The organism is Geomonas anaerohicana, from assembly GCF_016458305.1.
GTDB classification, from domain to species: Bacteria; Desulfobacterota; Desulfuromonadia; order Geobacterales; family Geobacteraceae; genus Geomonas; species Geomonas anaerohicana.
In genome coordinates this window covers 119,082-140,285 of sequence record NZ_JAEMHL010000011.1, presented here as the reverse complement: position 1 = coordinate 140,285, position 21,204 = coordinate 119,082, and the positions used below count along the sequence as shown (strand labels likewise).

Here is a 21,204-nt window from a genome sequence, read left to right as displayed (position 1 = left end):
CAGCACCAGGGGATTGGCGGAGGAAGTGAAACCGTTGCCCCCGGTCCACCCCAGGAAGTGGTAGCCGGTCGCCGGGATGGCGCTGACGGCCGTGGTGCTACCGCCATGGTCGATGGCCTGCGTTGCCGTCCCGGTGAGCGTGCCGTGGTCGCCTGCCGTGTAGTTCACGGTGTAGCTGTTGATGCCGAAGGCGGCGCTTAGCGCCATGTTCCCGGTCACACCGGTCAGCACCAGGGGATTGGCGGAGGAAGTGAAACCGTTGCCCCCGGTCCACCCCAGGAAGTGGTAGCCGGTCGCCGGGACGGCACTGACTGCCGCGGTGCTGCCGCCGTGGTCGATGGTCTGCGTCGCCGTCCCGGTGAGCGAGCCGTGGTCGCCTGCCGTGTAGCTTACGGTGTAGCTGTTGATGGTGAACGCGGCGCGGAGGTCGTGGTCGACGCTGATCGCCGCGAACTGGTAGCTGAACGAGGAGGTCCCGGCGGCGGCCGGCTGGATCACCGTGTCCACCGTGACATCGGCGATGTGATAGCCGCTGTCGGCCAGCGCGGTGCAGGAAACCGTTGCGTTGTAGTCGGCGCTGGCAGCCGGGGTGCAGGTGATGCTCCCCCCGCTGCCGCTGGTGGTGGCAATGGTGTACCTGATCGGCGTGAAGGATGCGCTGATCGCGCAGTTGTCAGTTATCGCCCCGGTCGTGTAGGTGGCGCCGTTCAGGGTGCCGCCGCATCCCGCTGCCGAGGCTACCTGGTAGCCGGTGTCGGGGATCAGGGTGAACGTGATGACCCCCTGGTAGGCGACGGTCTGGGGCGACGACGGGATGATCCTGCCGTTGACTGGGCTCGCCGGCGTTACCAGGTAGGTGTCCAGGGCGAAGTGAGCGGTAACCACAAGACCCGCCGACACGTCGGTCACGGTCAGGGGGGTGGCCGTCGTGGTGACGAAACCGTTGTTTCCGGTCCAGTTCACGAAGTGCGAGCCGGCGCCGGGGACGGCGGTGACCGCCGCTGCGGTCCCCCCGTGGTCGACGTTCTGATTGCTGCTCCCGGTGATGCTGCCGTTGCCGTCGACGGTGAAGATGAGTTGGTAGTTGTTGATGTCGAACGCCACCGCCATGGTGTGGTCGGCGTCCAACGGGCCGAAGGAGTAGGTATAGCCGGTCCCGCCTGCCGTCGCCTGGTTGACACCGTCCACGTTGGCCGTGGCGACATGGTTTCCGGCTGTCGCGGTCGCCGTGCAGGATACGGGGGTGCCGAAGCTTGCGCTGGCCGCCGGCGTGCAGCTGAGGGTGCCGTTGCCGGTCGTGGTGGTCGCGATGGTGTAGGTCTGCGGGGTGAACGAAAAGTTCACGGTGCAATCCGCGGTAGCGACACCGAGGTCATAGACGTTGCCGTTGAAGGAGCCCGGCGGGCAGGTCCCGCCGACGCTCCCCGCCAGCAGGTAACCGGGGTCGGGCGCAACGGTGAACGCGGCCGCCGAGCCGTAGGCGACGGTGAGCGGGTTGGGGGAGGTGATGCTGCCGCTGCCGTCGGCTACGGCGGCGCTCAGGGTGACCTGGGCCGGGTTGCGTACCAGCATGACCATGCGGCCGGGGACGGGCGGGGTGTTCCAGCTTTCCGGATAGGCCGCACCCACGGGATGGACGATCCACTTGTAGGCCCTCCCGTAGTTGAGGTCGGTGTCCGAGGTCCAGTAATAGGTGTGCTGACCGTTCACGAATCCCTGGCTGTTCAACCAGGCCTCGCCGTTGGCCACGTTCTGGCTGCTGATGCTCAAGAGTTCCCTGCGGTTGGGGAGGCGCCAGTCTCCCGCCACCGAGCCGTCCGTGAGGCCGCACGAACCGCTGGCGAAGGAATTGGCTGTGTCCAGCGCCTGTTGCCAGGTGACGCTGCCAAAACAGTTGGCATTTCTGAGCCAGACCAGACCGGTCATGGTGTCGGTCAAGGTGCCGTTGCCGTTGTCGGTGAAGCGCGGCGACGGCCACTCGTGCCCGGTCTGCGTCTCGCCATCCATACCGGTTCCGGCGCAGTCGATCACGATGCCGGCGACATCCCAGCACAGGGTCTGGCCGGTCCTGGGGAGCTGAACAGTCGCGGCTTGTGCCGCGGGTGACGCAAGTGCCAGTACCATGAAGAAAAGTGCAGTAATGTGCCACATGACGACCTCCTGGATCGTTTCACACCTAAAGAGCAGGCGTCTACTCTATGGTCACGCTGGAGATGGGCGAGAGGCCGGTGATGGTGGAGCCCCGCAGATCGACAGCCCGGAAGTCGGTAGTGGAGAAGTCCGATGTCTTGGGGAAGCTTCCGCTGCTGACGCCGCAATATATCTTTGCAAACTCGCCGGTGGTGAATCCTGCCGGGGCGCTGCTGGCCAGCACCACCCGCAACGATCCCGAAGTGGTGGACGTGGCCGGGGTGAGGGTGGTCAGCGTTACCGCCGACTGGCCAGTGGTCTGTCCCGAACCGGCCACCACGCCGGCGGCCACAGCGCCATTGGCGTCGGTAGCGACCGTGACGCCGGCGGGGAGGCCCAGCGTGACGGAGACGCCGGCGATGGCGGCGTCCTGCGGCAGGGTTCCCGCCGTCGACAGGGTCACTACCGCACTGGTCGGCTGCACCTGGGGGGGAGGTATGACTATCGTGCCGGTGCCGTTGTCCCCTGTACCGCCACCCGTGCCGCCTCCGCTACCGCCACTGCTACCGCCACTGCTACCGCCACTGCTGCCGTTCCCGGCACTGCCACCTCCACCCCCGCAACTGAGGATCAGCAACAACAAGCACACCAGCAAAACGTATCTGACCATCTGGCACCTCCTGCCCTCCGGGCGACCCATCGTCCGGGCTGTCGTTATGCTCTCTTGTCTAGCGTCGTCCCCGTACCGGCCACACGAAGTGCGGTTCCGTCGTCTTGCTGGCGCCATTAACCGCACCGTCTGGGAAATAGACGTAGCGCGCCCGCAGTGGGTGGAATGCATTGGTAGTTGAAGACAAGTAGCCGCTGTTCTGCACGCTACTGAAGGGGTGCCCGGTGGGAAGGGCCGGGTTGATGTTGGAGATGTCCACCAGGCTCTCCAGCTCGAGGATGTTGGGCAGGCGCCAGTCACCTGCTACGGAGTTGTCGGACAGGCCGCAGGTCCCGGAATGAAGATCTTTGGCAAGGCTCATTGCGTCCATCCAGAGCTTGGGGCCGAAGCAGTTGGCCTGCTTGAGCCAGATGAGCCCGGTGAGGTTGTCGGTGACGGTGCCGTCGTTGTGGTCGGTAAAACGCGGCGACGGGGGCGCCAGTCCCATCTGCAGTTCCCCATCCTGCCTGGTCCCCGCGCAAGGGATCTCCGTCCCGGCGGAGTCATAGCAGGTCTTTTGCCCGGTCTTGGGCAGTTGGACCACTCCGGCGCCGGCTTCCCGAACTAGCGGCAGCGCCAGGAGCAGCACAGCCGCCGCCAGGCTCAACCACCTTTTGCTTACCTGATCCGTGATGCTGTTTTTGTGTAGCATGGGCTTCCTCCTTAGTCGCGCAGCTAGGGTGCCAAATACGAACGATGTTGGGTTGTTTAACGAGTTTTAATGCTACTTGAGAAGCCTGACCCGGCAATGGTCACAGGTCACAATTTAGTTAAGTTATTTCCGCACATCCTTTCACCGCGGCAGCGCAGATACGGTCTTGCAAAAAACCGCAGAATCCTATACCTTTGCGGCGCGACAATTCTCCCGGGCGGGCACCATGACCAGGGCGCGCCAAAAGGATCACGATCATGGGCATATTCGGCAAGATGTTCGGCAAAGACCCCGCGGAGAGCAGGGGCACTACACCCGCCAAGGGGATCACCTTCGTGAGCGCGCTGTCGATGCACGTGCGCGGCGAGTTGGAGGATGCTCTTGCTGCCTACGCCGGCATGGCTGAAAGGGACGAGAATGACTTCCTGGCCCTGTTCTTTGCTGCCGCTGTCAAGGCGGGAACCGGGAAGCTGGAGGAGGCGGTGCAGGGACTGCGGGATGTGAGCGCGCGCATCGCCGAGGCCGGCGAGAGCATCTCCCGGGTCATCGTGGTCGAGTTGTCCAACGTGCTGGCGGACGATGTGGTGACGGTCAAGCGCCCCGCCGTGACGGATCTGGTGGTTTCCTTCGGTGACCTGCTCAAGCAGGAGGGGTTCACGCGCGAGAGCGCGGTCTGCTTCGAGATAGCGACCGGCCTTGCCCCGGACAACGCCCACCTGCTGCACAAGCTGGGGGACACCCTGCACGACCTGCGCATCTACGACTACGCCGAGAGCGTGCTGCTGGAGGCGCTCAAGCAGGCTCCCTTCCACTTCGGTGCCCTCTACACCTACGCGGTGCTGCTGCAGGACCTCGGCCGCAACGACGAGGCAATCGCTCACTACGAGAAGGCGGTCAAGCTGGTCCCGACCCACGTGAGCTGCCAGAACAACTTCGGTGCGGCGCTGTTGCGCGCCAACCGCCTGGACGAGGCGCTGGAACACTGCAGCACGGCACTGGAGCTGGACCCCAAGGCGCCGCTGGTAAAGATCAACCTGGGCTACATCTACCTGCTCAAGCAGGACTTCGCCGCCGCCCGCAAGAGCTTTAGCGGCGCCCTCGAACTCAACGACGGGCTCGCGGCTGCCTACTACGGACTGGCATCGGCTGAGCAGGCCCTGGGGGGCGAACCGCGCGCGATCCGCGAACTGTACCAGAAGGCGATCGAGGTGAATCCTTCCATCGCCGAGGCCCATTACGCACTGGCGAACCTCCTGGCGGTCGACAACGACCCGCAGGCGCTCATCCACTACGCCAACGCCCTGCAACTGAACAGCTCGCTGCCCAACCTGCGCCGTGACTACGGCTACGCCTGCCTGCAGCAGGGGAAACGGGATGAGGCCCTGGAGCAGTTGAAGCTGGCGGTGATGCTCAACCCCGAAGATGCCGATGCCCGCGATCTGCTTGCCCAGGCACAGGGGGCGCAAAGCTGACCCTGATGCCGGGCGACCGACCCGGTTTTTTGATGTGATGACGTTTGAAGGAGGTGTGTGATGTATCGCTCGCTGTTTGTCCTTCTGCCACTTCTTACTGCCTTCATGGCAGGGCCCGCTGTTGCCGCAGAGCCTGCGCCGACAAAGGAAGCCAATACCCCCCTGTGGCACCAGAGTACGAAGGACGCCGCTCCATCCCAGGATGTTAAGACCGAGGCCAAACCCGTGGCTGCCCCGGAGGCCAAGCAGGAGGCCAAGCAGGAGGCCAAGCAGGAGACTGCACCTGAGCCCAGGCTGGAAGGAAAACAGGAGGGGAGGCAGGAGGCTGCCGCAGGGGCCAAGCAGGAGCCTCCCCCTGTAACCGGGCAGGACCCCAGGCAGGAGGGGGGGCAGCAGGCGCAACCCGCGCAGGAGTCAGCCAAGGCTGCCGCCAAGGAGATCGATTTCGGCACCCAGGAACAGTACCGCGCCTGCATGTATTCCGAGGATCACATCAAGGACCTGCGCAAGATGCTGGAAGAGCACATCGCCCAGAACAACAACGCGATGATGGAGATAAAGAAGCAGGCCGCCGCACTGCTGGAACTGCAGCGCAAACTGGTGATGTCGGATGATGCCCAGGTGGAGGACTTCAACCGGCGCACCCAGGAACACAACCTGGTGGTCAAAGCGGCCAACGAGGCCACCGACAAGCTGAAGCTTGAGCTGGAGGCATTCAACAACAAGTCCATGGAGCACAATCAGAACTGTGCTTCCTTGATCGTCAAGATGTCCGACCGTGACGCGGTCATCAAAGAACGCGCCCCCGCCCCCAAGCAGTAGCTCAATCAGAGGGGGGCAAACCCAGCCCCCCAGCAGCCAGCATCGAATAACAACTCAGATGCGGCGACTTCCCCCACCCCCTAACCCCCTCCGGGGGAACAGACAACAATTCCCTCATCCGCTTTCGAAGTTTTTGATTTCAGTCAAGGCGCTCCCTCGTTTAAGGCCTAGTATCGATGTTACCAATGGGTAACGGGGGGCGTGATGACAATGACAGAGAGTGAACCCGGCAATGCGGTGTACCGCGCCATTTTGACCAGCATGGGCGAGGGAATCATCTTCGCCGACCACACCAACAGGATCGTCTGCGTCAACGCGGCAGCCGAGCAGATCCGCGGTATCGACGCGGCCAACTACCTCGGGCGCGACCTCCTGGCCATCCACTCGCCGCCGGCCCGGCCGCGCATCGCTGCCATCCTGGAAAGCCTGAAGGCCGGAACCCTCGCCTTCCACACCCGTCCCCTCGAGATGAAGGGGCGCATCTTCGAGAACAGCTACTATCCCATCACCGACGCCGCGGAACGTTTCGTCGGCACCCTCATGGTGAGCCGCGACATTACCGAGCGGGAACATCTCAAGGAAGAGAATTCCGTGCTGCGCGACCAGCTCCTGAGTGAATCCTCCTTCGGCGGCATGATCGGCCGCAGTCCCGCGATGCAGCCTGTCTTCCAGATGATCCGCTCCACCGCTCCGCTCGACTCCACCATCCTGATCACCGGTGAAAGCGGCACCGGCAAGGAGCTGGTGGCGCGCGAACTGCACGGCAAGAGCCGGCGCAGCGGCTCCCCCCTCGTCAAGATAAACTGCGCCGCGCTCCCGGAAAACCTCTTGGAATCCGAACTGTTCGGCTTCGAAAAGGGGGCCTTTACCGGTGCCCTCAAAGAGCGTAAAGGGAAGTTCGAGCAGGCCCACCGCGGCACCCTTTTCCTGGACGAGATCGGCGAACTCCCGCTGTCCGCCCAGGCGAAGCTGCTGCGCGTCTTGCAGGAAAAGACCGTGGAACGGATCGGCGGCAGCAGGGAGATTCAGGTCGACGTGCGCATCGTGGCTGCCACCAACCGCGATTTGCGCCAGGATGTCGCCGCCGGGCAGTTCCGGGAGGATCTCTTCTACCGCCTGAACGTGATCCCGATCGAGCTTCCTCCTTTGCGGGAGCGCCTCGAGGACATCCTGCCACTGGCCACTATCTTCCTGTCCCGATTCGCGGCCGACATGGGGCGCTCTGAGCTGAAGCTTTCCCGGGAGGCGAAGGAGGCGCTGTTGAGTCACCGCTATCCCGGCAACGTCAGGGAACTCAAGAACGCCATGGAGCGCGCCACCGCGCTGTGTAACGGCGAGGTGCTGATGATCGACGACCTTCCTGCCGAATTCCGCCGCGGCGCCTTTGCCGCGCCGGAAGTGGAGGCGCTGCGCGACCCCGCACAGGGGTCCGTCCTTGCCAGCAAGCTGGACGACCGGGAGGCGGAGTTGATCGAACAGGCACTGGCGGTAACCGGTCATCGCCGCGCCGAGGCCGCCCGCCTGCTGGGCATCTCGCGCAAGACCCTCTGGAAGAAGATGAAACGTTACCGGTAGGTAACGCCGCGTTACCGGAGCGCCACCTGTTCTCCCTGTCTCACTCCCCCCAAAAGAACGATATTTTCATTGTTTGCGGCTGTGGCTGCCCATGGCACGCTCCCTGCTCAAGGTAATGTCACATCGTTACCAATCAGAACAGAGGAGAATGTGATGAAGATGCTGCGAGGATGTGTCGCCATGGCGGTGGCGGGAGTGGCGCTGGCGGGAGCCGGTTGCTCCCCGAAGAAGATCGAACTGTCCGAGGTGCGCCCGGCCATTGCCGACGGGACCGTGGACCCGGCGGAATGGGGCAAGCTCTACCCCAAGCAGTACCAGCTCTGGAAGCAGACCTCCGAGCCGACGCCGGCCGGGAAGAGCAGGTACAAGAAAGGGTGGGACGTCGGCGAGGAAAACCCCGACAAAATCGACGAGTACCCCTTCCTCGCGCTCCTTTACAACGGCTGGGCCTTCGGGACCGAGTACAAGGAACCGCGTGGGCACTTCTACATGGTGCAGGATCAGCTCGAGGTCGATCCCGGGCGCTACAAGGCCGGCGGCTCCTGCCTGACCTGCAAGACCCCCTATGCTTCGACGCTGCAAAGGCAGCTCGGCAAGGACTATTTCGCCCAGCCCTACCAGGAAATCCGTGGCAAGATCCCCAAGGCCGACCAGACCCTCGGCGTCGCCTGCATCGACTGTCACGACAACCGCGACATGTCTCTCAAGATCTCGCGCGGCTTCACCCTGGGCAAGGGGCTTGAGAAGCTGGGCGTAGACCAGTCCAAGCTGACCCGGCAGGACCTGCGGACGCTGGCCTGTGCCCAGTGTCACGTCACCTACAGCATCCCCAAGGATGCCGACATGAAATCCACCGACGTCTTCTTCCCCTGGGACGGCAGCAAGTGGGGCGGCATCACCATCGAGAACATCATCAAGAAGCTCAGGAGCAACAAGCCGAGCGGTGAGTGGACCCAGAGCGTCACCGGCTTCAAGCTCGCCTTCATCCGTCACCCCGAGTTCGAGCTTTTCTCCAACAACAGCGTGCACTGGCAGGCGGGCGTCACCTGTGCCGACTGCCACATGCCGGCCAGCGAGGTCGGCGGGCAGAAGGTGTCGGACCACCGCATCATGAGCCCGCTCAAGAACGACCTGAAGGCGTGCAAACAGTGCCATGACGAATCCCCCGAGCAGATGCGGGAGAAGGTCTACGCCATCCAGGACCGGGTCATGTCCCAGTTCATCCGCTCCGGTTATGCCACCGCGACCGACGCGAAACTGTTCGAGATGGCGCACAAGGCGCGTGCCTTCGGCAAAAAGCTCGACGAAACGCTCTACGCCCAGGCCAAGGACCACTACGAGGAGGCCTTCTACCGCGTGGTCTTCATCGGCGCCGAGAACTCGGTCGGGTTCCACAACCCGGACGAGGCACAGCGCGTCCTCTCCGACGCCTTGTCCCACGCGGCGGCCGCCGAGCGGCAGTTGCGCGAACTCTTGGCCAAGGCAGGGGTGGACGTCCCGGCCAAGGTCGACCTGGAGCTGGCGAAGTATCTCAACAACCGCGGCGTGAAGAAGCTGATGTTCAAGCCGGAACAGGAGATCAAGGACCCATTCGCCGGTAAATAGGCACGCGATTCGGGGCGGCACCCGGGTGTGTCGCCCCTTTTTTTCTAACCATGGCCCTCAACCCCCTCTCTCTCGGGGAGAGGGGGGTGAGGGCCGGGTGAGGGCGCTGCCAATGCTAAATGTAATGACAGGAGGAACACATTGAAACGACGCCTTTCCGTGGTGATGCGGAGAAAGGTCGCCATCCGCAAGAGGCTCGCCCGGGTGCCACGGCGCTGTCGGGCTCCCATCCGCGGCACGCGCGGTCCCATGACGCTGCGTTACGCAGCCTGGAGCTTTCTCAGCGCGATGGCGGGTCTCCTCGCCATCAGCGAACTCACCATCCTGCTGGGGCATCCGTTGCTGATCGGCTCTCTGGGGGCTTCGGCGGTGCTCCTGTTCGGGGCCACCGAGTCTCCGCTGGCGCAGCCGCGCAACCTGGTGGGCGGGCACGTCGTCTCCGCGGCGGTGGCGGTGGCCGTGGTTGCCCTTTTCGGATCGACACCGCTTTCCATGGCACTTGCCGTCTGCACCTCCATCTTCCTCATGAATCTGACCCACACCACCCATCCGCCTGGCGGGGCGACCGCCCTGATCGGCGTGCAGGGGGCGGTGGGGCCGTCCTTCGTGCTGCTCCCGGTATTGACTGGTGCGCTGATCCTGCTCGTAGTCGCCTGTTTCACCAACAACGTCGTCTATCACCGTTCCTACCCGCGTCACTGGCTGTGACCCAAACGAAACTGCTTCTAATTGTGTGTGGTTTATGGTAGTAGGGGAGTATCTCTGGATTGACGCGCGCATCTGCAATGATTACTAAGGGAGAGGTTACCGGTGATAGCAAAGATCGTGGTTCGTTATGCCGACGGCAGGGTCGTTAAGGGCACCACAGAGGACCTCGCCGCCAACAAGATGCTCTTTCACCTTACCGAAGCTGAAACGGGAAAGCGCTATGAAGTGAATGTCGATCAGTTGAAAGCAATCTTCTTCGTCAAGAGCTTTGAGGGGAATCACGAATACCAGGAGCGGTTGGACGTGGATAGGGTGGGGCTGGGCAAAAAGATCAAGGTCTGCTTCAAGGACGGCGAAACCCTGGTTGGTTACACCCAGGGTTTCTCACCGGCACGCGCCACTTTCATCGTTTTTCCCTGCGACCCCGACAGCAACAATGAAAAGGTCTTCGTAGTGACCGCGGCGGCCGACAAGGTGGAATTCGTATAGAGGCGATCATGACCGAAGCCGCCTGTCCTTTCTGCCGGATCGATCCTGCGCAGGTACTGCTGGAAAACGATCTGGCCTTTGCCTTCCATGACGGCTTTCCGGTCACCTTGGGGCACACCCTCGTGGTCCCCAAGCGGCACGTCGCCTCCTTCTTCGAGACCACGGCCGAGGAACAGGCCGCTCTTTTCGACCTGGTGGGCAGGATGCGGGAACTGCTCCTGCAGCAACACGCCCCCGATGCGTTCAACATCGGGGTCAACGACGGCGTGGCGGCCGGTCAGACCGTGCCGCACCTGCACATCCACCTGATTCCCCGCTATGCCGGCGACACCGAGGATCCCCGTGGCGGCGTGCGCTGGATCATGCCGGTCAAAGCCCCCTATTGGAAAAGGGATGAGCGTTAGCCCTCCCTGAGCTGCCGGTAGAACTCTTCGGGGTCGCTCGTTGGGCGTTGGCAGCTCCTGTTCTTGCACAGGTAGCCCACCGCACGATCCGCTTGCGCAACCTTCCCCTCCACCAGCGGGATCAGCCGCTCCGCCTGCCGCATCTCCTCTCCTTCGCATATCACCACCAGCACCCGGTTGGGCAGGAACACCCGCCGAAATACCGCCAAAAACGGCTGCGCCAACTCCGGCTTTCCTTCCGGCGCCACGATCACAACTTCCTTCGGCGTCTGCTGCTGATAATCGACGGCCAGGAGCATACCGGATAGGGCTGCCGGGGACTGCACCAACTGAGTGGCGAAGGCGGACAGGGCACGGTCGGCCTGCTCCAGCAGTCGCTCGTCACCGGTGAGCGTGTTCAGGCGCAGCAGGTTCATCACCATCACGGAATTGCCGGATGGGATGACGCCGTCATATGCGGGCTTTTCCCGCGAGATGAGCTGCTCGTGGTGCGGCCCGGTCATGAAGAATCCTCCCAGCTCCCGGTCCTCGAACTGCTCCACTGCTGCTGCACACAGCGCGAGCGACCGATCCAGCCAGCGCAGTTCGTGGCTCGCCTCGAAGAGGTCGATCAGCCCGGCGACCATGAAGGCATAATCGTCCAGGAATGCCTCGCCCCTGGCGCTTCCCTCCTGGTAGCTGTGACGCAGCCTACCTTCCTGCATCATGTTCTGCAGCACGAATTCCGCAGTCTTGGCCGCCACCTGTACCAGTTCAGAGTTCTCCAGGACCATACCTGCGCGGGCGAAAGCAGAGACGGCAAGGCCGTTCCAGGATGCGAGAATCTTCTCGTCCCTCAACGGGAGCGGCCTCTTGGCGCGGGCCCGGTACAGCATTTCGCGGCAGTCCGCCAGCATGAGCTCGAGTTCCTGTTCCGGGAGCTTCAATTCAACCGCCAGTTCCGCCAGGCTCCGGTCCCGGTGCAGGATGCTGCGCCCCTCGAAGTTCCCTCCCCGTGTCACGCCGTAGCACAAGGCAACCAGGTTGCCCCGTTCCTCGCCCAGCGCATCGATCAACTCCTCCGGGGTCCAGGTGAAGAAAACACCTTCCTCCCGGTGCCCATGAGGTGTCAGGCTGTCTGCATCGGTGGCGCTGTAGAAGCCGCCTTCCGGCGCCTGCATGTCGCGCTGCAGGTAGCGCAGGATCTCGCGCGCCACCCTGGCAAACTCAGTGCGCCCGGAGGCCTGGAACCCCTCCAGGTAGGTCACCGTGAGCAGGGCGTTATCGTAGAGCATCTTCTCGAAGTGCGGGATCTGCCACGCCGTGTCGGTGGCGTAACGGTGGAAGCCGCCTCCTGCCTGGTCGTAGATACCCCCGGCCGCCATCTGCTGCAGGGTCAACTCCGCCATGGCGAGCAACTGCCGGTCGCCGCTGGTCTGGTAGCGGCGCAGCAGCAATGGGAGTGGCAGGGAACTCGGGAATTTGGGAGCCCCGACCAGGCCGCCGTGCCTGTCATCGAAGCGGTCGCGGTACAGTCGTACCGCCTGGTCCAGGGATACCTCGCGCCAGGACTCCTCCCCAGCGGTCGGCGCCAGCATGGTGCGGATCGCCTCGGTCAGTTGCACGCCGGCGCGGCTGATCCGGTCCGGTGCTGCGACGTAGCTTTCCCTGATCCGCATGAGCAGCGATAGAAAACCGAGGCCGCCGGGATAGTCGTTGGGGGGGAAGTAGGTCCCCCCATAGAAGGGTTTGCGGTCCGGCGCCACGAAGACGTTGAGGGGCCATCCCCCTTGCAGCCCCATGGCGTGCACCGCGGTCATGTACACCGTGTCAACGTCCGGCCGTTCTTCGCGGTCCACCTTGATGGCGATGTAGTGGCGGTTCAGGAACTCAGCGATGGTCTCATCCTCGAAAGACTGCTCCTCCATCACGTGGCACCAGTGGCAGGTGGCGTAGCCGATGCTGACCAGGACCGGCCGGTCCAGCTGTCGCGCCAGTTCGAAGGCCTCTTCTCCCCAGGGGAACCAGTTCACCGGGTTGTGGGCGTGCTGCAGCAGGTACGGGCTGGTCTCCAGGAACAGGCGGTTGGTGTACCTGGCCCATCCCTCCGGGAACAGGTGCCGCGTGCGCGGCCGGTAGGAGTAGCCGCGGCGCTGCCGGAGTTTTTCGAATTCTTCCAAGGGAGGGGCGGGCACCCCCTCGGTTCCCGGGAGCTGCTGGTAGTGATCGGCGAGATTGGGCATGGTCTCTGCTCCGTCTTCTGGTGGTCGCCACGAGCTGCAGCGGACTGGTAAAGCCCGGGCCGCGGCGCGGGGCGCCGGCGCGAAAGGTTTTACTTTACCATGTTTGCTCATCGGCGGCGATGTCTGCCCTGGCAGGAAATGGAAGAAACGGTTGACGGCATGGTTACCGCGATGATATCTACGCGTCACGCCGACTAAAGGCGCCGCAACCGGAGCGCTACCTGGGCAGACGCCGCAGCAGAGATGTTCAGAGGTCCCGATAGGGGAGGGGGAGCAGATGGCAGCAACGAGAAAGTTTCACTACGCCTGGCTCATCGTGGCCGTCACCTTTCTGACCCTGCTCACCACGGCCGGGATCAGGTCGACGCCCGGGATACTGATCGTCCCCCTGGAGCACGAGTTCGGGTGGTCCCGCGCCACCATCTCGCTGGCGGTCTCGGTCAACCTGCTCCTGTACGGCTTGATGGGACCGTTCGCCGCCGCCTTCTTTGACAAGATCGGGGTGCGCCGGACCATGGCGATCGCGCTTTTCCTGCTGGCCATCGGGGTCAGCTCCACCACCTTGATGACCCGCCCCTGGCACATGGTGCTGATCTGGGGCGTGGTGGTCGGCTGCGGGGCCGGCATGACCGCGTACAGCCTGAGCGCCACCGTGGTGAGCCGGTGGTTCAAGGAATCGCAGGGGACGGTGATGGGGGTGCTGACGGCCAGCGCCGCGACCGGCCAGCTCCTCTTCCTGCCGCTCTTGGCCCAGCTGTCGCACCATCACGGCTGGCGCGCCGCCGCGTTCGCCACCGCCGGGGCCGCCCTGGTCGTGTTCCCCCTGGTGCTTTTCATCATGCGCAACCACCCGCAGGAGGTGGGGACCTCGCGCTATGGCGCCGAGGCTGACGAACCGGCGCCAACCGCTTCTGCCGAGAACCCGTTCCGAGTAGCCCTGTCCGGGCTGCAGCGCGGCGTCCGCAGTACCGACTTCTGGCTCCTGGCGGGGAGCTTCTTCATCTGCGGCGCCAGCACCAACGGCCTGATCGGGACCCACCTGGTCCCGGCCTGCGTCGACCACGGCATCCCGGAAGTGCGCGCCGCGGGGCTCCTCGCCTTCATGGGGATTCTCGACCTCTTCGGCACCACGCTCTCGGGGTGGCTCTCCGACCGTTACAACAGCCGCTATCTGCTCTGCTGGTACTACGGCCTGCGCGGGCTGTCGCTGTTGGGGCTTCCCTTCGCGCTCTCCGGTCCGCAGTGGAGCCTCTCCGCCTTCGCCATCTTCTACGGGCTGGACTGGATTGCCACGGTGCCGCCTACCGTGCGCCTCACGGCGGAAGCGTTCGGCCGCCAGAACGTCGGCGTGATGTTCGGCTGGATCTTCGCCAGCCACCAGGTGGGAGCGGCGTTGGCGGCTACCTTCGCGGGCACCGTGCGTACCTACCTCGGCGATTACATGATCGCCTTCCTGCTGTCGGGGATGATCTGCCTGCTGGCGGCGGGATTGGTGCTGAGGATCAACAAGAGCAGGCTGCCCGAGCTTGCGCCCGAGGCAGCCTGAAAGGGTGGGGAGCTGAGTAGCCTGAGGCGGCTTCAGGATCAGCCGATACGGGACTGCCTGCCGCAGTCCTGCATGGCGAAGAAGAGCTGGGTGTGGCGGTTGGGGATGCGGTGGGGGAGGTCGCCCCGCACGTGGCTGCGTCGCGGAGGAGAAGAGGCGGACACGTCGCTGCGGCTTCCCTTGAGGTACTCCGCGGTGATCAGCTTGAACTCCCTGCGAGCGACGGCCAGTGCGGCATCGAAGAACCGGCACAGGGCGGGCTCTTTAAAGCAGCGGCAAAAGGTTGCGTAAAGGTCGATGCTGAAACGCTTGTCGAGCAGTGCCTGGTGCAGGTGATTGACGGGAGGCGTTGCCGCTTCCACTGTAGCTGGGATCCGCGCCGGCATCGCGGCGGGCTCCGTTTCCGCAGCCTCGCGCTGTGAGAGCTGCTGCAGCAGGGCCTCGATGTGCCGTGACTCTTCCTGGGCCAGGCGCTCGAAGAAGCTCCTGTGCACCAATTCTGTCGCGGCCATGGCGCCCATCCGGTACAGTCGCTCGCTGTTTCTCTCCACGTTCACCGCCAGCCTGATTGCCTCTGCCAGTAGCTCTCTCATCGCTCGTTCTCCTGCCGCGGCCCTTGGCGCCGCCGGTAAACCTGCTCCTTTCCAAAGATGTGTAATGTTTAACATTTGCAATGCTAGCCTCGCTGGCAACCTGAGTCAATCGGGTTAATATTAATGCTTGAGGCGTGCGCTACACATGAGAGCGGTCGGCAGTGGCCGAAGCGGTGTGGCATTTTAAGCGGCACCTGTGCTATGGTGTCGCCTTGTGTTTGATTCTGTAGTGCCAAGGAAGAGTAGATGACGATTAGATGGTATCCCGGCCACATGAGCAAGGCGCTCGAACAGATCTCGGAACTGGTCCGCAAGATCGACCTGATCATCGAGGTGCTCGATGCACGCCTCCCGTACTCCAGCTCTAACCACCTGCTGGAGCAGGTGCGCCGGAACAAGCCCTGCATCAAGGTGCTGAACAAAAATGATATAGCCGACCCGGCTGCGACCAGGGCCTGGGTGCAGCACTTCCAGAAGAACTCGGGGGTACGCGCGCTGCCGCTGGTGGCGAAGAACATCCCGGAGGTGAAGAGCCTGGTGAAGCTGTGCAAGCAACTGGTGCCGCACCGTGGCAACCCGGGCTACCCGATCCGCACCATGGTGGTCGGCATCCCCAACGTGGGCAAGTCGACGCTGATCAACACGTTGGCGGGGAGAAGCATCGCCAAGGTGGGGGACCGCCCGGCGGTGACCATGCGCCCGCAGCAGATCCCGCTCAACAACGGCATCCTCATCTTCGATACCCCCGGTCTGCTCTGGCCCGCCATGGACGACCAGGGGGGCGCCTACCGTCTGGCCGCCAGCGGAGCTATCGGCGCCAACGCCCTCGACTACACCAATGTCGGGGTTTTCGCGGCCGCCTACATGATGCGCCGTTACCCCGAGCTGCTGAAGGAGCGCTACAAGCTGGCCGAGCTCCCCGAGACCCCGTACGAGGTGGTGGAGGCGGTGGGACGCTGCCTGGGCTGCATCATGAGCGGCGGCGTGGTCGACGTGCATCGCGCGGCCGAGACCTTCCTGCGCGAGTTGCGTGCAGGCAAGGCCGGCCGCATCAGTTTTGAGGAGCCCGGGACCCCGGAGGACGTCGAGGCGGAGCTGCTCCGTTTCGCGGGGATCGAGGTCGGCGAGCAGCACCAACAGGCACCGGTTGTGCCGGAATAAGACCATGAAACACAGTCGGCTTAGGATCATTAGCCGCATTCGCACCGGAACTGCGCAACTCCTCCCCGATGGGCAGGGGAGGGGGCGCCTCCTCCTCGTTTTTTTCTCCCTTTTCGTCCTCTCCCTTTTTGCCGCTCCTTTCATACTCCTGGCAGCCGGCACGGCCGCGGCCGCGCCGACCCGTACCGTGGTGGTCGGCGGCGACCGGGACTATCCCCCTTACGAGTTCATCGACCGCTCCGGCCAGCCCGCCGGCTACAACGTTGACCTGACCCGCGCCATCGCCGAGGTCATGGGGATGAAGGTGGAGTTCCGGCTGGGGAACTGGTCCCAGATGCGCGAGGCGCTCCAGTCCGGGCGGGTGGACGTGCTGCAGGGGATGTCGTATTCAGCCGAGCGGTCGGGCGAGGTGGACTTCTCGGTGCCCCATGCCGTGGTCAACCACGCCATCTTCGGCCGCAAGGACAACCCATCCGTCAATACCCTGGAAGAGCTCAAGGGGAAGACGGTCGCTGTGCATCGCGGCGGCATCATGCACGACTACCTGCTCCGGCAGGGGCTTGGCGACAGGCTTACCCTGACCGATACCCCCGCCGACGCGCTGCGCATGGTGGCCTCAGGCAAGGTCGAATACGCGGTGGTGGCCATCGTCCCGGGCATGTACATGATCCGGGAGCTGAAACTGAGCAACCTGGTGCCGGTAGTGCGCAACGTCGCCACCCAGCGCTACTGCTACGCAGTGGACAAGGGGAATGTCGAGCTCCTGTCGCGCTTCAACGAAGGGCTCGCGATCCTCAAGAAGACGGGGCAGTACGACGCCATTCACAACAAGTGGCTCGGGGTGGTCGACACGACGCCCATCGACTGGTGGACCATCGTGAAATACGCCGCGGTGGTGGTCGTACCGCTCTTCCTCCTATTGAGCGGCTTTGCCCTCTGGTCGCGCACGCTGCACCGGCAGGTAGCCCTCAGAACGGCGGACCTGACCCGGGAGATCGCGGAACGGCGCCAGGTCGAGGAGGAGCTGCGGCTCAACCAGCAGCAACTGGTGCAGGCGGACAAGATGGCGGCGCTGGGCGTACTCGTCTCGGGCGTGGCGCACGAGATCAACAACCCCACCGGCATTATCCTGCTGGAGGCCCCGATCCTGAAGCGCTTCCACACCGACGCCACCAAGATCCTGGAACGCTACTTCGAGGAAAACGGCGACTTCACCTGCGGCGGCCTGCCGTACTCCAGGATGCGCCAGGAGGTGCCCAAGTCGCTGGCGAAGATCCAGGATGCCGGCAAGCGCATCAAGAGGATCGTCGACGACCTGAAGGATTTCGCCCGCCAGGACACCACCAGCGGCAATGACGTCATCGACCTCAACACCGCAGCCCAGGCGGCGGTGCGGCTGGTGGAGCCGACCATCCGCAAGGCGACCCGCAACTTCAGCGTCGGTTACCGCAAGGGGCTGCCCCGTGTGCGCGGCAGCCGACAGCGCATCGAACAGGTGCTGGTCAACCTGATCCTGAACGCGTGCCAGGCGCTCCCCGACCCGGAGCGTGGCATCGAGCTCGTCACTTGGCACGACGCCTTCCGCGACTCCGTGGTGCTCAGGCTGCGCGACGAGGGGACCGGCATTGCTCCCGAGCACCTGTCCCGCCTGACTGATCCCTTTTTCACCACCAAGCAGGACCAGGGTGGCACCGGCCTGGGGCTTTCCGTCTCCGCCGGGATCGTCAAGGAGCACGGCGGCACCCTCGAGTTCCAATCCGACGGCAGCGGCACCACGGTCACCCTGACCCTGCCCGCCCATCACAAGGAGGTTGACGCGTGACCGAGACCCTCTACCCCGATTTCGGTGTTCTATTGGTCGATGATGAACCCGACTGGCTCGGTTCCCTGACCCTCACCCTGGAAACAGCCGGTGGCATCAACAACATCACCACCTGCAGCGACAGCCGCCAAGTGCTCTCGATATTGGAAGAGAAGCGCATCGGCCTGGTCATGCTCGATCTCACCATGCCGCACCTCTCCGGCGAGGAGGTGCTGGCCCAGATCGCGGAGCGTTACCCCGACACGGCCGTGATCATCCTGAGCGGTCTGAACCAACTGGAGACGGCGGTGCGCTGCATGCGTATGGGCGCCTTCGACTACTGCATCAAGACCGACGAAGAGGAGCGCATCGTCGGCAGCGTGTTTCGGGCGATCCGCATGGTGGAGATGAGAAGCGAGTTCCAGGAGGTGTCGAACCGCCTGATCTCACGCGAACTGTCGCACCCGGAGGCCTTCTCCGCCATCGTTACCGGCGACCGTTCCATGCTGGACGTGTTCGCCTACATCGAAGCGGTGGCCAAGAGCCCGCAGCCGCTGCTGATTACCGGGGAGAGCGGCGTTGGGAAGGAATTGATCGCCCAGGCCGTGCACCGCCTCAGCGGCTGCCGCGGCAAGCTGGTCACGGTGAATGTGGCGGGGCTGGATGACACCGTCTTCGCCGATACCCTCTTTGGCCACGTGCGCGGCGCGTTCACCGGTGCCGACCAGGCCCGCCGCGGCATGGTGGAGGAAGCCAGCGACGGGACGCTGTTTCTGGACGAGATCGGGGACCTGAGCATCCCCTCGCAGGTGAAGCTTTTGCGGCTGTTGCAGGAGCGCGAGTATTTCCCGCTGGGGTGCGACCTCCCCAAGCGGCTGAAGGCGCGCATCATCGTGGCGACGCACCAGAACCTTTCCGCCAAGGAAGGGGAAGGGAAGTTCCGCCGCGACCTGTACTACCGGCTGCGCACGCACCGGGTGCAGGTTCCCGCTCTCAGGGCGCGGCGCGGCGACATCCCGCTGCTTTTGGATCACTTCCTGGCCGAGGCAGCCGAGGCGCTGGGTAAGAAGAAGCCGACGCCCCCCAAGGGGCTGGCGCAGTTCCTCACCACCTACAGCTTCCCCGGCAACGTCAGGGAGCTGAAGGCGATGGTCTTCGACGCGGTGAGCGTGCACCGGGACCGGATGCTCTCCATGGACAGCTTCGTGAAGGCGGTCGAGTCGGCACAGGCCGAGGCGGGTCCTTCCACCGCGGCTCCCCCGAAAGAGAATCCATTCAGCGGCTTTGACGAATTGCCCACGTTCAGCGATGCCGCCGCGTTCCTGGTGCAGGAGGCGCTTGCCCGCGCCAACGGCAACCAGACCCTGGCCGCGCGGTTGCTGGGCATTTCCCAGCCCGCCCTCAGCAAGCGGCTGAAGATGATGCACTCATAAAGGCTTCCCCCCTCCCTACCTCCCCCTCCTGGGGGAGGTGGTTTATGCGTCTCATGAAGAGGCATAACCTTCGGTTATAATGATAACCTCGCGTTATATCTGCTAATAAGTAGCTGATTTTAAACATATTTAGTGCTGCAGGGGTGAAATGCCATAGCCAAAGGTTATGGCATTTTTTATTTGCGGTTGCCGCTTTGGAGGGGATATTGACTGTAACTTCAGCTGGTTAGATAAATTGTGGATCTTGGCATCAAGCCTGCTCTACCAAGCTTAGATAATGACGCGAGGCCAGGATGGCCCCGCCAAAGCTAACCAAGAGCAACATAGGAGGTTGTCATGGCAGCGATGTTCTGGATCCAATTCATACTGGTACTCGGCGCGGTGCTGATAGGTATCCGCAAAGGCGGCGTGGCCCTTGGCCTTATCGGCGGCCTCGGCGTTTCGGTGCTGGTGCTCGGTTTCCGCAGTGCCCCTTCCGAGCCCCCCATTGCCGTAATGCTGATCATCCTGGCGGTGGTCACGGCGTCGGCAACCCTGCAAGTGGCGGGTGGCCTCGATTACCTGGTGCAACTGACCGAGAAGCTTTTGCGCGCCCATCCCAAGTACGTCACCATCCTGGCCCCGCTCTGTACCTTCTTCCTGACCGTCTGCTGCGGTACCGGGCATGCCGTCTACGCCCTGCTGCCGGTCATCTCTGACGTGGCGATCAAGACCAAGATCCGCCCCGAGCGCCCCATGGCGATCTCCAGCGTCGCCTCCCAGATGGGCATCACCGCGAGCCCGGTAGCCGCGGCGGTTACCTTCTTTCTGGGCTTCGCCGCTAAGGCTGGACACCCGGTGACCCTGATCGACATCATCTCCGTCACCATGCCTGCCGGCATCATCGGCGTGCTCGCCGCCGCAGCCTGGAGCTTCAACCGCGGTCTCGATCTCGACAAGGACCCGGAATTCCAAGCCCGCCTGCAAGACCCCGACTTCCGCAAAGGGCTCGATGCCGACGTGACCACCCTGGACAAAAAGATCTCCACTGTAGCCAAGGTCTCCGTAGCACTTTTCTTCGCCGGCGTCGGCACCATCATCCTGATGGCAAGCTGTCCGTGGCTCCTTCCGCTGGCGGCTGATAAAAAACCGATCCCGATGACCACCGTGGTTCAGTTCATCATGCTCGGCTACGGCGCCTTCATCCTCTTCGCCGCCAAGGTCAAGGCAAAGGACATCGCCAACTCGAGCGTCTTCATCGCCGGCATGATCGCAGTCGTCTCCATCTTCGGCATCGCGTGGATGAGCGATACCTTCATCAGCGCCAACAAGAAGTACCTCATCGACAACATCGGCATCATGGTCAAGATGGCTCCCTGGACCTTCGCCATCGCAACCTTCTGCATCTCCGCTTTCGTTAAGAGCCAGGCTGCGACCCTCGCCATCACGCTCCCCCTGGGCCTTGCCCTCGGTCTGCCCATCCCGCTGCTGCTTGGGCTTATGCCGGCAAGTTACGCCTACTTCTTCTTTGCCTTCTACCCGAGCGACCTGGCCGCCATCAACATGGACCGCACCGGCACCACCCGCATCGGCAAGTTCCTGCTGAATCACAGCTTCATGATCCCGGGCCTGATCGGGGTGGGCGTCTCCACCGTGGTTGCCTACACCATCTCGCAGTTCATTCTCTAAGGCGATTAACAGGGATAAAAGGGATAACGGCAGGATAAAAAACACGTGCTGTAACAGAAAAAGGGTCCCGGCGGAATAGCCGGGACCCTTTTTGTTGGGCCTAAAAGTCCCCCTTCGCAAAGGGGGGAACTCCAGTTCAACTGTCTTGCCTGCCGCTCGACACCGCAGATTCTACGAAATTCCCAGATGGACGTTCGCGAAAGGGGGAGCGGCA

The 21,204-nt window shown here is 63.5% G+C and carries 17 protein-coding genes; 12 read left to right on the top strand and 5 right to left on the bottom strand.

What is annotated here, in order from left to right:
- The 3 genes from JFN91_RS18120 to JFN91_RS18110 all read right to left on the bottom strand — a co-directional run.
- On the bottom strand, positions 1-2,151 hold a 2,151-nt coding region (locus JFN91_RS18120; protein WP_199390559.1), incomplete at its 3' end, for a DUF1566 domain-containing protein.
- Positions 2,152-2,191: 40 nt separating this feature from the next.
- Positions 2,192-2,800, bottom strand: coding sequence for a hypothetical protein (locus JFN91_RS18115; RefSeq protein ID WP_199390558.1), 609 nt, complete (start codon positions 2,798-2,800; stop codon positions 2,192-2,194).
- Positions 2,801-2,858: 58 nt separating this feature from the next.
- Positions 2,859-3,491, bottom strand: a complete 633-nt coding sequence (locus JFN91_RS18110) for an Lcl C-terminal domain-containing protein (RefSeq protein ID WP_199390557.1) — start codon at positions 3,489-3,491, stop codon at positions 2,859-2,861.
- 257 nt (positions 3,492-3,748) lie between these two features.
- On the opposite strand from JFN91_RS18110, the gene JFN91_RS18105 reads away from it, so the two are divergent.
- From JFN91_RS18105 to JFN91_RS18075, 7 genes are all read left to right on the top strand, one after another.
- Positions 3,749-4,963, top strand: a complete 1,215-nt coding sequence (locus tag JFN91_RS18105) for a tetratricopeptide repeat protein (protein ID WP_199390556.1) — start codon at positions 3,749-3,751, stop codon at positions 4,961-4,963.
- Positions 4,964-5,023: 60 nt separating this feature from the next.
- Entirely contained in the window at positions 5,024-5,785 is a 762-nt protein-coding gene (locus JFN91_RS18100) for a hypothetical protein (RefSeq protein WP_199390555.1), read from the top strand.
- Positions 5,786-5,989: 204 nt separating this feature from the next.
- Entirely contained in the window at positions 5,990-7,360 is a 1,371-nt protein-coding gene (locus tag JFN91_RS18095; protein ID WP_199390554.1) for a sigma-54 interaction domain-containing protein, read from the top strand.
- A 153-nt stretch (positions 7,361-7,513) separates the two neighbouring features.
- The gene (locus tag JFN91_RS18090) at positions 7,514-8,965 is read left to right on the top strand and encodes an ammonia-forming cytochrome c nitrite reductase subunit c552 (RefSeq protein WP_199390553.1); all 1,452 of its coding nucleotides are present in this window, start codon (positions 7,514-7,516) and stop codon (positions 8,963-8,965) included.
- A 141-nt stretch (positions 8,966-9,106) separates the two neighbouring features.
- Positions 9,107-9,673, top strand: coding sequence for an HPP family protein (locus JFN91_RS18085; RefSeq protein ID WP_199390552.1), 567 nt, complete (start codon positions 9,107-9,109; stop codon positions 9,671-9,673).
- Between the two features lie 102 nt (positions 9,674-9,775).
- Entirely contained in the window at positions 9,776-10,162 is a 387-nt protein-coding gene (locus JFN91_RS18080) for a DUF6982 domain-containing protein (RefSeq protein WP_199390551.1), read from the top strand.
- Positions 10,163-10,170: 8 nt separating this feature from the next.
- Complete coding sequence (locus JFN91_RS18075; RefSeq protein WP_215907444.1) at positions 10,171-10,566, top strand: HIT family protein; 396 nt, start codon at positions 10,171-10,173, stop codon at positions 10,564-10,566.
- Here the strand turns inward: JFN91_RS18075 and JFN91_RS18070 are convergent.
- Positions 10,563-12,788, bottom strand: a complete 2,226-nt coding sequence (locus JFN91_RS18070; protein ID WP_199390550.1) for a thioredoxin domain-containing protein — start codon at positions 12,786-12,788, stop codon at positions 10,563-10,565. The genes JFN91_RS18075 and JFN91_RS18070 overlap by 4 nt on opposite strands.
- A gap of 277 nt (positions 12,789-13,065) precedes the next feature.
- Here JFN91_RS18070 and JFN91_RS18065 point away from each other — a divergent pair, with 277 nt between their 5' ends.
- Positions 13,066-14,334, top strand: coding sequence for an MFS transporter (locus JFN91_RS18065; RefSeq protein ID WP_199390549.1), 1,269 nt, complete (start codon positions 13,066-13,068; stop codon positions 14,332-14,334).
- A gap of 38 nt (positions 14,335-14,372) precedes the next feature.
- On the opposite strand, the gene JFN91_RS18060 is transcribed toward JFN91_RS18065, so the two are convergent.
- On the bottom strand, positions 14,373-14,927 hold the full coding sequence (locus JFN91_RS18060; protein ID WP_199390548.1) for a ferritin: 555 nt from the start codon (positions 14,925-14,927) through the stop codon (positions 14,373-14,375).
- A 246-nt stretch (positions 14,928-15,173) separates the two neighbouring features.
- Between JFN91_RS18060 and ylqF the strand changes: the two genes are divergently transcribed.
- From ylqF to JFN91_RS18040, 4 genes are all read left to right on the top strand, one after another.
- The gene (gene ylqF, locus JFN91_RS18055; protein WP_199390547.1) at positions 15,174-16,088 is read left to right on the top strand and encodes a ribosome biogenesis GTPase YlqF; all 915 of its coding nucleotides are present in this window, start codon (positions 15,174-15,176) and stop codon (positions 16,086-16,088) included.
- Positions 16,089-16,092: 4 nt separating this feature from the next.
- Positions 16,093-17,910: a transporter substrate-binding domain-containing protein gene (locus JFN91_RS18050; RefSeq protein WP_199390546.1), complete on the top strand. Its 1,818-nt coding sequence runs from the start codon at positions 16,093-16,095 to the stop codon at positions 17,908-17,910.
- A complete protein-coding gene (locus JFN91_RS18045) occupies positions 17,907-19,322 on the top strand; it encodes a sigma-54-dependent transcriptional regulator (RefSeq protein WP_199390545.1) in 1,416 nt (471 codons plus the stop codon). The genes JFN91_RS18050 and JFN91_RS18045 overlap by 4 nt, the downstream gene beginning before the upstream one ends.
- A 336-nt stretch (positions 19,323-19,658) precedes the next feature.
- Positions 19,659-20,990 carry an anaerobic C4-dicarboxylate transporter gene (locus JFN91_RS18040; RefSeq protein ID WP_199390544.1) on the top strand — a complete coding sequence of 444 codons (1,332 nt, stop codon included), beginning with the start codon at positions 19,659-19,661 and terminating at the stop codon, positions 20,988-20,990.
- Positions 20,991-21,204 lie beyond the last annotated feature (214 nt).